The 13,318-nt window shown below is 63.4% G+C and carries 10 protein-coding genes and 1 tRNA gene; 7 read left to right on the top strand and 4 right to left on the bottom strand.

Features of this window, described 5'->3' with window-relative positions; translation table 11 throughout:
- The 3 genes from AC0V2Y_RS10095 to AC0V2Y_RS10085 all read right to left on the bottom strand — a co-directional run.
- A partial coding sequence (locus AC0V2Y_RS10095; protein WP_475418336.1) for a hypothetical protein occupies positions 1 to 740 on the bottom strand: 740 nt, incomplete at its 3' end.
- A gap of 125 nt (positions 741 to 865) precedes the next feature.
- Positions 866 to 2,134: a phosphoribosylamine--glycine ligase gene (gene purD / locus AC0V2Y_RS10090; protein WP_475417947.1), complete on the bottom strand. Its 1,269-nt coding sequence runs from the start codon at positions 2,132 to 2,134 to the stop codon at positions 866 to 868.
- Positions 2,135 to 2,194: 60 nt separating this feature from the next.
- The gene (locus AC0V2Y_RS10085) at positions 2,195 to 2,920 is read right to left on the bottom strand and encodes a YebC/PmpR family DNA-binding transcriptional regulator (protein ID WP_152281593.1); all 726 of its coding nucleotides are present in this window, start codon (positions 2,918 to 2,920) and stop codon (positions 2,195 to 2,197) included.
- 155 nt (positions 2,921 to 3,075) lie between these two features.
- On the opposite strand from AC0V2Y_RS10085, the gene AC0V2Y_RS10080 reads away from it, so the two are divergent.
- The 4 genes from AC0V2Y_RS10080 (at position 3,076) to AC0V2Y_RS10065 (ending at position 8,064) form a co-directional block, all read left to right on the top strand.
- Complete coding sequence (locus AC0V2Y_RS10080; RefSeq protein ID WP_475417946.1) at positions 3,076 to 5,547, top strand: alkaline phosphatase D family protein; 2,472 nt, start codon at positions 3,076 to 3,078, stop codon at positions 5,545 to 5,547.
- Between the two features lie 164 nt (positions 5,548 to 5,711).
- Complete coding sequence (locus tag AC0V2Y_RS10075) at positions 5,712 to 6,632, top strand: DMT family transporter (RefSeq protein WP_475417945.1); 921 nt, start codon at positions 5,712 to 5,714, stop codon at positions 6,630 to 6,632.
- A gap of 29 nt (positions 6,633 to 6,661) precedes the next feature.
- A complete protein-coding gene (locus tag AC0V2Y_RS10070; RefSeq protein ID WP_475417944.1) occupies positions 6,662 to 7,051 on the top strand; it encodes a methylglyoxal synthase in 390 nt (129 codons plus the stop codon).
- A 23-nt stretch (positions 7,052 to 7,074) separates the two neighbouring features.
- Positions 7,075 to 8,064 (top strand): quinone oxidoreductase family protein, encoded by a 990-nt coding sequence (locus AC0V2Y_RS10065; RefSeq protein WP_475417943.1) that lies wholly within the window; start codon positions 7,075 to 7,077, stop codon positions 8,062 to 8,064.
- 173 nt (positions 8,065 to 8,237) lie between these two features.
- Here AC0V2Y_RS10065 and AC0V2Y_RS10060 read toward each other — a convergent pair whose 3' ends face one another.
- Positions 8,238 to 8,867, bottom strand: coding sequence for a DUF4136 domain-containing protein (locus AC0V2Y_RS10060; RefSeq protein WP_475417942.1), 630 nt, complete (start codon positions 8,865 to 8,867; stop codon positions 8,238 to 8,240).
- 198 nt (positions 8,868 to 9,065) lie between these two features.
- Here AC0V2Y_RS10060 and pepN point away from each other — a divergent pair, with 198 nt between their 5' ends.
- The 3 genes from pepN (at position 9,066) to AC0V2Y_RS10045 (ending at position 13,051) form a co-directional block, all read left to right on the top strand.
- Positions 9,066 to 11,720 carry an aminopeptidase N gene (pepN, locus tag AC0V2Y_RS10055; protein ID WP_475417941.1) on the top strand — a complete coding sequence of 885 codons (2,655 nt, stop codon included), beginning with the start codon at positions 9,066 to 9,068 and terminating at the stop codon, positions 11,718 to 11,720.
- A 136-nt stretch (positions 11,721 to 11,856) separates the two neighbouring features.
- Positions 11,857 to 12,858: a class 1 fructose-bisphosphatase gene (locus tag AC0V2Y_RS10050; protein WP_230539851.1), complete on the top strand. Its 1,002-nt coding sequence runs from the start codon at positions 11,857 to 11,859 to the stop codon at positions 12,856 to 12,858.
- A gap of 117 nt (positions 12,859 to 12,975) precedes the next feature.
- A tRNA-Thr gene (locus tag AC0V2Y_RS10045) sits at positions 12,976 to 13,051 on the top strand.
- Positions 13,052 to 13,318 lie beyond the last annotated feature (267 nt).

The following is a 13,318-nucleotide window of genomic DNA, read 5'->3' as shown; positions in this document are numbered from 1 at the left end:
AGGTCTGGCCCGCCGGGCACGCGCGCACTCTCCACGGCCTGCGCGGCGCGCTGCTGCAGATCGGGCCGCTCGGTGCCTTGCCCGGCGACGGGGACGGCGGGGGCGGACGGCTGCCTCGAGACGATGGTGCGGACCGCAAAGGCCAGCACCAGCAGTAGCAGCGCGGCCATCACCCACGTGCCCGGGCGGGCATAGGCGGGGCGGGCCTGCCGCGCGGCGGCGTCGACGATGAGACAGGCCAGTTCCGAGCCGCGCTGGCGTGTGCGCAGGTGCAGCGCCTCGAATTGTTGCGCCGTCAGGGTGCCTTGCCGGAGCATGTCGCGCAGGGCGGCGACCGGCGAGGCGAGCAGGCGGTCCGCCGGCAAGCTGGCGTGCGCGGCATCGCGTTGCCACTGGTCGAGCAGGTCTTCGTCGTACAGGGTGTCGATGGCCTGGCGGTTGACCAGCGTTAGCGCGTCGGCGGCCAGTTGCTGACGCTCGAGCAGGGCCGCGCCGTCATGCTGGCGCGGCAGGTCGCGCACGCGCCGCAGGAAGTCGTCCTGCGGCAGCAGGTCGGTGCGCAGCAGCCATGCCAGGGTGTCGGCGAGACCTGCGCCGGCGGCCAGTCGTGGCATGTCGACATCGTCCTCGTCGGGCTGGGCGAGGATGTCCAGTTCGTCCATCGCCTCGCCGAGTTCCTGGGGCGTGATCATGCCGAGCCGGCGCAGTTCGGCGAGGGAGGGATGGGAGCGTGTGGTCATGGGCTGTAATTTTGTCAGGAAGACAAAATCTTAGCGCAGATGCCGGTTTCCCGGCGCGCCTATGCACACGGGGCCGGGACGGATAATCTCCGCGCCGGCCCCGCCGTTCGCCGCCAGGGGCGTGCTTAGTGCTTCAAACCGCGCCAGCCGATGTCGCGGCGGTACTGCGCGCCGTCGAAATGGATTTTTTCCACGGTCTCATACGCCTGCTTCTGCGCCATCTTGATGCTGTCGCCCAGGCCCACCACGCACAGCACGCGCCCGCCGTTGGTGACCAGGCGTTCGCCGTCGATGCGGGTGCCCGCATGGAAGGTGACGGCGTCCGGCGTTTCGGCCGGGATGTCGCCGATCGGCGTGCCCTTGACGGGATCGTCCGGGTAGCCGGCGGCGGCCATGACGACGCCGACGGCTGTGCGGCGGTCCCATTCCAGTTCCACGGCGTCGAGCGTGCCGTTGACGGCGTGTTCCATGACGGTGACCAGGTCGGTCTTCAGGCGCGCCATGATGGGCTGCGTTTCCGGGTCGCCCATGCGGCAGTTGAATTCCAGCGTCTTCGGCGTGCCCTTGTCGTCGATCATCAGGCCCGCGTACAGGAAGCCCGTGAACGTGATGCCGTCCTTGGCCATGCCCTGGATGGTTGGCACGATGATTTCGCGCATGACGCGCGCATGCATGGCCGGCGTGACGATGGGGGCCGGCGAATACGCGCCCATGCCGCCCGTGTTCGGGCCCTGGTCGTGGTCCTTCAGGCGCTTGTGGTCCTGGCTGGTGGCCAGCGGCAGGATGTTCTTGCCGTCGCACATGACGATGAAGCTCGCTTCTTCGCCGGCGAGGAATTCCTCGATGACGATGCGCGCGCCGGCGTCGCCGAACTGGTTATCGGACAGCATCATGTCGACCGCCTGGTGCGCTTCTTCCAGGCTCATGGCAACGACCACGCCCTTGCCGGCGGCCAGGCCGTCGGCCTTGATGACGATCGGCGCGCCCATGGCGTCGATGTAGGCGTGCGCGGGAGCGACGTCGGAGAAGGTCTGGTAGGCGGCCGTCGGGATGCCGTGGCGCTGCATGAAGGCCTTGGCGAAGTCCTTCGACGATTCCAGCTGCGCCGCTTCCTTGGTCGGGCCGAAGATCTTCAGGCCGCGCGAGCGGAACAGGTTGACGATACCGGCCGCCAGCGGCACTTCCGGGCCGACGACGGTCAGGCCGATGTGTTCCTGCTGAACGAAGTCGGCCAGCAATTGCGGGTCGCTGATGTCGAGATTGACCAGGCGCGCATCGCGCGCGGTGCCTCCGTTGCCCGGTGCGACATACACCATCTGTATGCGTTCGGACTGGGCCAGTTTCCAGGCCAGGGCGTGTTCGCGGCCGCCAGAGCCGACTACCAGAATTTTCATAGGGACCGTTCGTTCAGTGTGGGTTGCAGGGCGGCGGTGCCGCCCTTGTGTGCAGAGTGATTAATTCTCAATGAGGGCGTTGGTGAACACTTCCTGGACGTCGTCCAGCAGTTCCAGCGCATCGATCAGCTTTTGCATCTTGATGGCGTCGTCGCCCGCATACACGGTTTCCGTCGCCGGCTTCATGATGACTTCGGCCACTTCGGCCTTGAAGCCGGCCGCTTCCAGCGCTTCCTTGACGGCGGCGAAATCGTGTACGGGGGTCAGCACTTCGAAGCCGCCTTCCTCGTCGGCGATGACGTCTTCGGCGCCCGCTTCCAGGGCCGCTTCCATCAGCTTGTCTTCGTCGGTGCCCGGCGCGAACAGCAACTGGCCGCAGTGCTGGAACATGAAGGCGACGGAGCCTTCGTTGCCCATGTTGCCGCCATTCTTGTTGAAGGCGTTGCGCACTTCGGCCACCGTGCGCACGCGGTTGTCGGTCATGCATTCGACGATGACGGCCGCGCCGCCCACGCCGTAGCCTTCGTAGCGCACTTCCTCGTAGTTGGCGCCGTCGACGCCGCCGCTGCCGCGGTTGATCGCGCGCTGGACGTTGTCTTTCGGCATATTGGCGTCAGCCGCCTTGTCGACGGCCAGGCGCAGGCGCGGATTGGCCGCGATATCGGCGCCGCCCATGCGGGCCGCGACCGTGATTTCCTTGATCAGGCGCGTCCAGATTTTGCCGCGCTTGGCATCGGTGGCAGCCTTTTTATGCTTGATATTGGCCCATTTGCTATGTCCTGCCATGTCGAATCTTCCTTAGACGGGTGTTCAATTGTGGCCGACATTTTAGCATATCGGCCCCCTGCGAAGCGGCATGGCCCCGTCATCAGGATGACACAATCTGTTGCTAAAGTGACGCGCTTTCACCATATCGAGGGCGCGACATCATGGCAAGTCAAATGGATAGACGGCAATTTCTGAAATTGGGCGGCTTCATTACGGTTTCCGTGGCCACCGCCGGGCTCACGGCCTGCGGCAGCAGCGATCACAGCGATCCTGGCGTGCCGCTGGCCTCGGGCAGCGACTGGAAATTCCCGCAAAGCGTGGCTTCGGGCGACCCGCGCGCCGACAGCGCCATGCTGTGGACGCGCGTCGTGCCCGCCAGTTTCGACGCCGTCGCGCCCGCCGTGGCCGGTAAATCGGACGTGGCCGTGCGCCTGATCGTCAGCGCCGCCGACAATACGGCCGGCCTGGGCGGTAATACGGCCTTGGCCGGCACGCCCATCGTGGATGCCAAGCTGCCCCTGAAAGCCGATTTCGACAATACCCTACGCCACAAGGTGACGGGCCTGCAGCCGGGCCAGGTGTATTTTTACCAGTTCATCGCCGGCGACGTGCGCTCGAACGTGGGCCGCTTCAAGACGGCGCCGGCTGCGACCAGCGACGTGTCACAGCTGCAGTTCGCCTACCTGACGTGCCAGGACTGGAGCATCAACCACTGGGGCGCGCTGTCGCACATCGCCGCGAATGAGTCGCTCGATTTCATCGTCCACCTGGGCGACTACATCTATGAAACGGTGGGTGAAGCGTTCCAGAGCGGCGCCGTGGAAAGCCGCCACGACCAGTTGAAATTGCCAGATGGCACGTATAAAAGCGGCACCTCCGGCGCGAAATACGCGACGACCGTGGCCGATTACCGCTACCTGTACAAGAAATACCGCACCGATACGCGCCTGCAAGCCGTGCACGAGCGCTTCGCCTTCATCGCCATCTGGGACGACCACGAATTCACGGACGACGCCTGGCAGGATGCCTCCACCTACGAAGGCATCGTGGCGACGGATGGCAGCGATCTGCACCAGCCGGCCCGCCGCCGCAGCGCCAACCAGGCATGGTTCGAATACATGCCGGCCGACGTCACGTTCGATGCCGCCGCGACAACGTTCCAGAACATCCAGATCTACCGCGATTTCCAGTTCGGCAAACTGATGCAGCTGGTGATGACGGACGAGCGCCTGTACCGCGCCGACCATGCGGTCGCCGAGTCGACCATCAATCCCGCCACGGGCAAGCCGTTGGGTAGCATCGGCAGCCGCTACCTGGTGCCGCAAGCGCTGTTCGACAGCGTGGAAGGGCAGAAAATGGCCGCCGCCACCAAGGCCGGCGCCGACCCGCTGGCCTTTGTTGCCATGCTGGGCACGACCCAGCGCGACTGGTGGAAGGGCAAGATGAAGGCGGCCACCTCGACCTGGAAGCTGTGGGGCAATGAAGTGTCCCTGCTGCGCATGGGCTTGAATGGCACGGATGCGATTGCCACCCTGCTGGCGCTGAGCGCCATGTCGAAAGTGGGCCAGGCCATCGCCAGCACCCTGCCGCTGGTGGGCGGCAGCGTGCCGCTGGCCTGCGCCATCGTGGCCGCTTCGACGACCGGTGCATCGCAGGCCGTGGCGCAAGCGGCGGCCATGGCGATCGCCGGCGCGGCCGCCAACGCCAGCGCGCAGGGCGCCGCTGCCGTGGGCGCCGGTTTGAGCGCGGCCCAGGCCGGTATCACGGTAGCCGCCTACAACAGCGGCTCGCCGGCCGCCGCCGCACAGGTGATCGCCTTCGGCTGGATCAAGCCCGACGTGCAGGCCAAGGGCGCCGCCTCAAGTTTCGTCGCCGCGTCGGGCCAGCAAGCGGCGCTGGCGCCGTTCTTCACGCGCTTCCTGCTCAATTGCGACCAGTGGGACGGCTACAACAGCGAGCGCAAGAACCTGATGGCGCACCTGAAAAACAATGCCATCGGCAACGTGGTGGCCATCACGGGTGATATCCACTCGTTCTTCGCCGGCACGGTCAGCGACGACTTCGACGCGGCCGGCGGCGGCACGCCCGTCATGGTGGACCTCGTGTCGGCCGGCGTCAGCTCGGATTCCTTCTTCAGCTACCTGAAGTCGGCCGCCGGCGCCATGGGCGACATCGGCACCCTCGTCAGCTACCCGCTGGCCATTCCCGTGACGGGCCTGGGCACGGTCAACCTCGACGTCAACCTGCTCGACTACACCATGGGCAAGGCGGCGCCCACCGTCGACAGCCTGCTGGAGCAATTGCGCGTACAGCTGCGCGGCGCCCTGGCCGCCAAGGGCGTGCCGGAAGCCCAGCTGGACGCGACGGTCGCTGCAGTGCAGGCTGGATTGAAAGCGAGCACTGACTTCAGCACGACCCTGCTGGGCCTGGCGCAGCAATTGTCCGGCCTGGGCAACAACCCGTGGATCAAGCACCTGAACACGGATGCGCAGGGCTACACGGTGGTCACCTTGACGCCGGGCAAGCTGGTGGCGCAGTTCAAGCAGGTGAATAAACTGATCGGCACGGCGGCGCCTTCGAACGTGATTGCGCGCGTGACGACGGCCACGGTCACGGCGGGTGCGGCGGCGGTGGTGGTGGCGTAAAGGGTAGGTCGGGTTAGCGCGGCCATGCCGCGCGTAATCCGACAACATGGTTGGCGGGGATGGGGGGCGGGTTACGTTGCGGTGGTGTCGGGTTACGCCCTTTGGGCTAACCCGACCTACGCCCCACCCACGCCGTCTTTGGCTTTTGCCATTACAATCTGGGCATGAGCTCCAGTTCCCCGCAAGCAAATCCTCCATCTATTCCCCGTTCCGTCTACCTCGGTGGCCTGGCCATCGCCGTGGGCGGTGCGGTGCTGTTTTCCACCAAGGCCATCGTCGCCAAGCTGCTGTACCGCTACCAGATCGACGCCGTCACCCTGATCGCCTTCAGGATGATCTTTTCGCTGCCCGTGTTCGCCGTCATCGCGTGGTGGAAGATGCGCACGGAGCCGCCCCTGTCGACCAGCGACCGCTGGCGCCTGGTCGGTCTGGGTCTCGTCGGCTATTACCTGTCCAGCTATCTGGACTTCCTGGGCCTGCAATATATTTCCGTGGGGCTGGAACGGCTGATCCTGTTTCTCACGCCGACCTTCGTGCTCTTGATTACCACCGTGTACTTCAAGCAGCGCATCAGCCGCCTGCAGTGGCTGGCCTTGCTAACCTCGTACTGCGGCATCGTGCTGGTATTCGTGCACGATTTGCAGGGCGGCGCCAGCAATGTGGCGCTCGGTTCCACCCTCGTGCTGGGCTCCGCCTGTTCGTATGCCGTGTATCTGCTGGGTTCGGGCGAGCTGGTGAAACGCATCGGCTCCATGCGCCTGGTCAGCTATGCGATGTGCGTGGCCAGCTTTGCCTGCATCGCCCAGTTTTTCATCCTGCGCCCCGTCGAATTGCTGATCCAGCCCATGCCCGTGTATGGCTTGTCTTTGCTTAATGGCATCTTTTGCACGGTGATGCCCGTCTTTATGACGATGATCGCCGTCGAACGCATCGGCGCGCCCGTCGCTTCGCAGGCGGGCATGATCGGCCCCGTCTCGACCCTGTTCCTGGGCGCCATGATCCTCGATGAACCGATCACCAACTGGCAACTGGCTGGCACCAGCCTGGTATTGGCCGGTATTTACTTGCTGTCGAAAAAGAAATAATTCCTCCACCCACTGAAAACGCCCTTACCATGAAAACACGCATCGCCCTGATTGCCCACGACAAGAAAAAAGATGACATGATTACCCTGGCGGGCGAATACCTGGATTTTCTGCAGGGCTGCGAACTGTCGGCCACGGGCACCACGGGCGGCCGCCTGATCAACGAGCTGGGCCTGGCCGTCGAACGCAAGCATTCCGGCCCGTTCGGCGGCGACTTGCAGATCGGCTCGCTGCTGGTGGAAGGCTTGATCGATTGCGTGATCTTCCTGCGCGACCCGATGACGCCGCAGCCGCACGAGCCGGACATCAATGCCCTGGTGCGCGCCTGCGACGTGCACAACGTGGCGTGCGCGACGAATCTGTCGTCGGCGCACCTGGTGCTGTCGCAGCTGCAGGCGCGGGCCGTTGCTGCCGCCTGATTCACCCAGACAAGGAGATGAGCATGAGCGCAACGATTACCACCAAGGCCATCCGCGTACAGCGCGTGGGCGGCCCGGAAGTGATGGAATACGTAGACGTGGAACTGCCGCCGCCGGGGCCCGGCGAGGCGCGCGTCAAGCATGAGGCGATCGGCCTCAATTTCATCGACGTGTATTTCCGCACGGGCTTGTATCCGCAGCCGCTGCCCAATGGCCTCGGCGTGGAAGGCGCGGGCATCGTCGAGGCGGTGGGCGAGGGCGTCACGGAAGTGAAGGTCGGCGACCGCGTGGCCTACGCGGCGCGCATCAATGGCGCCTATGCGCAGCAGCGCAACCTGCCGGCGGCCCTGCTGCTGGTGCTGCCCGAGCGCATCGGTTTTGATACGGCCGCCGCCATGATGCTGCAAGGCTTGACGGTGCAATACCTGTTCCACCGCACGGTGGCGCTGAAGGCGGGCGATACCATCCTGTTCCACGCGGCCGCTGGCGGTGTGGGCCTGATCGCCTGCCAGTGGGCCAAGGTGCTGGGCGTGAACCTGATCGGCACGGCCGGTTCCGATGAAAAGGCGGCGCTGGCCAAGGCGCACGGCGCGGCCCACGTCATCAACTACAACACGGAAAACTTCGTCGAGCGCGTGCGCGAGATCACGGGCGGCAAGGGCGTCTCCGTGGTCTACGATTCCATCGGCAAGGACACGTTTACGGGCTCGCTCGACTGCCTGGCGCCGTTGGGCATGATGGTCAGCTTCGGCAACGCTTCCGGTCCCGTGCCGGCATTTACGCTGAGCGAACTGGCCTCGCGCGGCTCGCTCTTCATCACGCGCCCGGCCCTGTTCAGCTATGCCTCGAACCGCGCCAACCTGGAAGAGATGGCGGCCTCGCTGTTCGGCGTCGTCAGCAGCGGCGAAGTGCAGATCGAGATCAACCAGCGCTACAGCCTGGCCAATATCGCCCAGGCGCACACGGACCTGGAAGGGCGCAAGACGACCGGTTCGACCATCATCGTGCCATGAGCGGCCCACATGACGGCGCGCCGAAGTTCGGCCGCCTGCTGCTCGTGCTGTTATTGGCCGTGGCCCTGATCGGCGCGCTCACCTTTGCCGCCGAGGCATATTATTCTTAAATATGAAAAAAACCGGCTTGCGCATTGCTGCACAAGCCGGTTTTTTTTTGTATTGCGACGTCATTATTCTATTTTGACTTCGACTTTCCGTGGCACGCCGCTCTGGCCAGGGAAGTCGGCAAAGGCGCTCGCCACCATGGCGGGCATCACTTGCGACGTGGCGCGCTTGTTGCTGGTCGATTGCACGGTCACGTCGTACAGTTTCTTGCCGCTGCGGTCATTGATCGTCACGCGCAATTCGCGTTCGTACTTATGGCGTACGCTCTCTTCCATTTCCAGCGGGCCATACCAATAGGGGTTGTAGCCGAAGCGGCCATAGCCTGGCCATGCGCCGTAGCGGTAGCCGTAGCGGCCAGGCCAGTAGCCGGGACCATACCAGAACGGGTCGGTGGCCTGCAGCACGCGTTCAGGATAGTCGACGGTGGAAAAATTCATTGCCACGCGCAAATTGGCCGCCGCGGGGCCGGAAGCTTCGCCGAAGCCGTGCTTGGCCAGTTCCGCGCGCACCAGGTTCTGGTAGCTGCGGTATTCCAGCGTGTCGTCTTCCGCCGCTGGCGCTTCAAATGCATACGATTTGTCCTGCAATTGCGCGGGCCACTCATGGAAGACGGTGACATCGCTGCGTATGGTGGTGGCGCATCCGGTCAGCAACACGGTCAATGCGGCCATCATGATGGTGAGATAACGTTTCATTGCATGACCTCCTGATTAGTAGACACAATTCATCGCTTAGTATTATAAGAATAGTTCTATTTGTTTCTATTCATTATTACAGAATGTTACCGAGCATGTCGGCGTGTAAGGGAATCCAACATTCCTGAGCTGAATCGCGACGAGCGGGGGCTGGTGTTGGTAAAATAGGCTTTTGCCTCCGCTCCCACCCAAATCCCTATGCGCACAGACAGCCCTCAGACGATTTACCGCAAAGATTACACGCCGCCCAGCTTCTTGGTCGACAGCGTCGAACTTGGTTTCGATCTTGATCCCGCCCGCACAGTGGTGGCGAGCCGGATCCGCATGCGCCACAACCCTGCCAGCAGCAGCCGCAGCATTGAATTGCATGGCGAACACATCGAACTGGTGATGATACGCCTGAACGGCAAGGTATTGAAGCCGTCGCAATACAAGCTGACGGCCGGCATGCTGACCATCCCCAAGGCCCCGGACGAGGTGCTGCTCGATATCGAGACCGTGCTGGCGCCGCAGGACAATACCTCGCTGTCCGGCTTGTACGTGTCGAACCATAATTTCTTCACGCAGTGCGAAGCGGAAGGCTTCCGCCGCATCACCTTCTTCCCGGACCGCCCGGATGTGATGGCCAGGTACACGGTCATGCTGCGCGCCGACAAGGAACGCTATCCGGTGCTGCTATCGAACGGCAACCTGATCGAAGAGGGCGACCTGGGCGACGGCCGCCATTACGCCAAGTGGGAAGACCCTTTCAAGAAACCGTCCTACCTGTTCGCCTTGGTGGCGGCGCGCCTGGTGTGCCAGGAAGAGCGTTACACCTTGAAATCGGGCCGCGAAGTGCTGCTGCAGGTGTGGGTGGAAGAGGGCAACCTCGATAAGACCGATTACGCCATGCAGTCGCTGAAAAACTCGATCCGCTGGGACGAGGAACGCTTCGGCCTGGAACTGGACCTGGACCGCTTCATGATCGTCGCCGTGGGCGACTTCAACATGGGCGCCATGGAAAACAAGGGCCTGAACATCTTCAACACCAAGTACGTGCTGGCCAACTCGCGCGTGGCGACCGACGTCGATTACGCGGGCATCGAAGCGGTAGTGGGCCATGAATACTTCCATAACTGGACCGGCAACCGCGTGACGTGCCGCGACTGGTTCCAGCTGTCGCTGAAGGAAGGCTTGACGGTATTCCGCGACCAGGAATTCTCGGCTGACATGATCGGCACGGACACGGGCCGCGCCGTCACGCGCATCGACCAGGTGCGTACGCTGCGCCAGGCGCAGTTCCCCGAAGACGCGGGCCCGATGGCCCATCCCGTGCGTCCCGACTCTTTCGTCGAGATCAATAACTTTTATACGGTCACCATTTACGAGAAGGGCGCCGAAGTGGTGCGCATGTACCAGACCCTGGTCGGCCGCGACGGTTTCCGCAAGGGTATGGACCTGTATTTCGAACGCCACGATGGCCAGGCCGTGCAGTGCGACGACTTCCGCGCCGCCATGGCGGACGCGAATGGCCGCGACTTCAGCCAGTTCGAACGCTGGTACAGCCAGGCCGGCACGCCCGTCGTCACCGCTTCCACGCGCTACGACGCCGCCAGCCGGACGTTCGAGCTGACCCTGGCGCAAAGCTGCCCCGCCACGCCGGGCCAGCCGAAAAAACTGCCTTTCCACATTCCCGTCACCGTCGGCTTGCTGGCCGCCGATGGCAGCGACCTGCCGCTGCACGTGGATGGCGTGGCGTCGAACGGCGCGGCCAGCGTGGTGCTGGAGCTGACCGAAGCACAGCAGACCTTCCGTTTCAGCCAGGTGGCGGAATTGCCCGTGCCATCGCTGCTGCGCGATTTTTCCGCGCCCGTGGTGCTCGAATACGGCTATACCGATGCGGAGTTGCTGCACCTGTTCCGCCACGACAGCGATCCCGTGAACCGCTGGGAAGCGGGCCAGCGCCTGGCCATGGAGCGCCTGCTGAAACTGACCGCCGCCGTCGCCGCCGGCGAGCCCCTGGCGCTGGACGACACCTTCATCGCAGCGCAGCGTGCCCTGCTGGCCGACGACACGCTCGATCCCGCTTTCCGCGAGCTGGCCCTGATCCTGCCGTCGGAAACCATCATCGCCGAGCGCATGGCGCAAGTCGACCCGCAGGCGATCCATGCGGCGCGCCAGTTCATGCGCCGCACCATCGCGACAGCCCTGAAACCTGAATTGCTGGCGCAGTACCACGCCAACCAGACGCCGGGCGAATACAGCCCCGACGCCCTGTCGGCCGGCAAGCGCGCGCTGAAAAACCTGGCCCTGTCGTATCTGCTGATCGCGCCCGAAGCGGCGGAGCTGGACCTGGCGCGGCTGCAGTTCGACAATGCCGGCAACATGACGGACCGCGCCGCGGCGCTGGCGGCGCTGATTCATTCCGGCTCGCAGCCGCATGCGCAGGCGGCCTTGAGCAGTTTCTATGCCGACTTCGAGAACGAGGCGCTGGTGGTCGACAAATGGTTCGCCATGCAGGCGGCCGCGCCGACGACCGACGTGCAAGCCGTGCGCCAGCTGATGACGCATCCGGCCTTCACCTTGAAAAACCCGAATCGTGCGCGCAGCCTGATCTTCAATTTCACCAACGGCAATCCATCGCAATTCCATGCGTCCGACGGCAGCGGCTACGCCTTCTGGGCCGAGCAGGTCATCGCCCTCGACGCCCTGAATCCGCAGGTGGCCGCCCGCCTGGCGCGCTCCATGGACCGCTGGCGCCGTTACGTGCCGGCGCTGCAAGGCCACATGCGCGACGCGCTGGAGCAAGTCGCCGGCCAGGCCAGTTTGTCGAACGACGTGATGGAAGTGGTCAGCAAGGCATTGGCCAATTGACGGTGTGTCGGATTACGCCCTGCGGGCTGATCCGACCTACACGGCGTCATGATTTCGTAGGTCGGCTTGGCGCCAACGGCGCGTAAGCCGACAATCACCGCACGAGACGTATTTAAAACACTAACTAAGGGGTTTCATGAAACGCATCAGTCTTACGCAATACCTGGTTGAAGAGCAGCGCTCGAACAACAGCATTCCGGCCGAACTGCGCCTGCTGATCGAAGTCGTCGCGCGCGCCTGCAAGACCATCAGCCACGCCGTCGGCAAGGGCGCCCTCGGTGAAGTGCTGGGCACGGCCGACACGGAAAACGTGCAGGGCGAGGTACAGAAAAAACTCGACATCATCTCCAATGAGATTTTGCTGGAAGCGAACGAATGGGGCGGCCACCTGGCGGCCATGGCGTCGGAAGAGATGGAATCGATCCACCCGATCCCGAACCGCTATCCGAAGGGCGAATACATGCTGCTGTTCGACCCGCTGGACGGCTCGTCGAACATCGACGTCAACGTCTCGATCGGCACCATCTTCTCCGTGCTGAAGGCGCCGGACGGCATGGGCCAGCCGACCGAGCAGGACTTCATGCAGGCGGGCTGCAAGCAAGTGGCGGCCGGCTACGCCGTGTACGGCCCGCAAACCATGCTGGTGCTGACCTTCGGCAACGGCGTGAACTGCTTCACCCTGGACCGCGAGATGGGTTCGTGGGTCCTCACGCAAAGCAATATGCAGATTCCGCCGACGACGAAGGAATTCGCCATCAATATGTCGAACGCGCGCCACTGGCATCCGCCCGTGAAGCGCTATGTCGACGAACTGCTGGCCGGCGACACGGGCCCGCGCGGCACCAACTTCAATATGCGCTGGATCGCCTCGATGGTGGCCGACGTGCACCGCATCCTGAACCGCGGCGGCATCTTCATGTACCCGGCCGACCTGCGCGACACCTCGATGCCGGGCAAGCTGCGTCTGATGTACGAAGCGAACCCGATGGCCTTCATCGTCGAGCAAGCCGGCGGCGCGGCCACCGACGGCCAGCAGCGCATCATGGACATCGCCCCGCACAAGCTGCACCAGCGCGTGCCCGTCTTCCTCGGCTCGAAGGATGAAGTGGCCCGCGTCACCGCGTATCACGCCGAGTAAAAAAGCCGCACTTTTCCACGATTTTCAGCGGCCCGCAGCCGGGCCGCTAAAAAAATGCAAAAAAGTTCGCGTTGACACTAGCAAATTTTGTGCATTGTTTGTAGAATGTGGGTCTTCGCCGTTGTAGCTCAGTTGGTAGAGCAGCACATTCGTAATGTGAAGGTCGCCAGTTCGATTCCGGCCAACGGCACCAGGTTTCATCAGAAAACCCGCTGACTTGCAAAAGTCAGCGGGTTTTTTGTTTTTCCACATATCTTTTTCTGGCTTGTCCTCAAGACCCGAATTCGCATTGCCAATTATTGTTGTTGGTGCCTGACCCATGGGCTATGATGTTCGCGGTCCAATTATTGGTCAGTACCAGTGGCATATACAGAAGTGTTTTCATGGCGCCCTGCGCCGGTAGACAAATCAAGGATCTAATTCTATGAGCTCAAACTTCACCCAAACCGCCGCCTTTATC

The organism is Janthinobacterium sp. BHSEK (assembly GCF_056174685.1).
This window is presented reverse-complemented; position numbering and strand designations above follow the sequence as displayed.

Coding starts and splice junctions, on each gene's coding strand:
- pepN (WP_475417941.1), top strand. CDS start 9,066: ATGCGCACAGACAGCCCTCAGACGATTTACCGCAAAGATTACACGCCG.
- AC0V2Y_RS10060 (WP_475417942.1), bottom strand. CDS start 8,867: ATGAAACGTTATCTCACCATCATGATGGCCGCATTGACCGTGTTGCTG.
- purD (WP_475417947.1), bottom strand. CDS start 2,134: ATGAAAATTCTGGTAGTCGGCTCTGGCGGCCGCGAACACGCCCTGGCC.
- AC0V2Y_RS10065 (WP_475417943.1), top strand. CDS start 7,075: ATGAGCGCAACGATTACCACCAAGGCCATCCGCGTACAGCGCGTGGGC.
- AC0V2Y_RS10050 (WP_230539851.1), top strand. CDS start 11,857: ATGAAACGCATCAGTCTTACGCAATACCTGGTTGAAGAGCAGCGCTCG.
- AC0V2Y_RS10075 (WP_475417945.1), top strand. CDS start 5,712: ATGAGCTCCAGTTCCCCGCAAGCAAATCCTCCATCTATTCCCCGTTCC.
- AC0V2Y_RS10070 (WP_475417944.1), top strand. CDS start 6,662: ATGAAAACACGCATCGCCCTGATTGCCCACGACAAGAAAAAAGATGAC.
- AC0V2Y_RS10080 (WP_475417946.1), top strand. CDS start 3,076: ATGGATAGACGGCAATTTCTGAAATTGGGCGGCTTCATTACGGTTTCC.
- AC0V2Y_RS10085 (WP_152281593.1), bottom strand. CDS start 2,920: ATGGCAGGACATAGCAAATGGGCCAATATCAAGCATAAAAAGGCTGCC.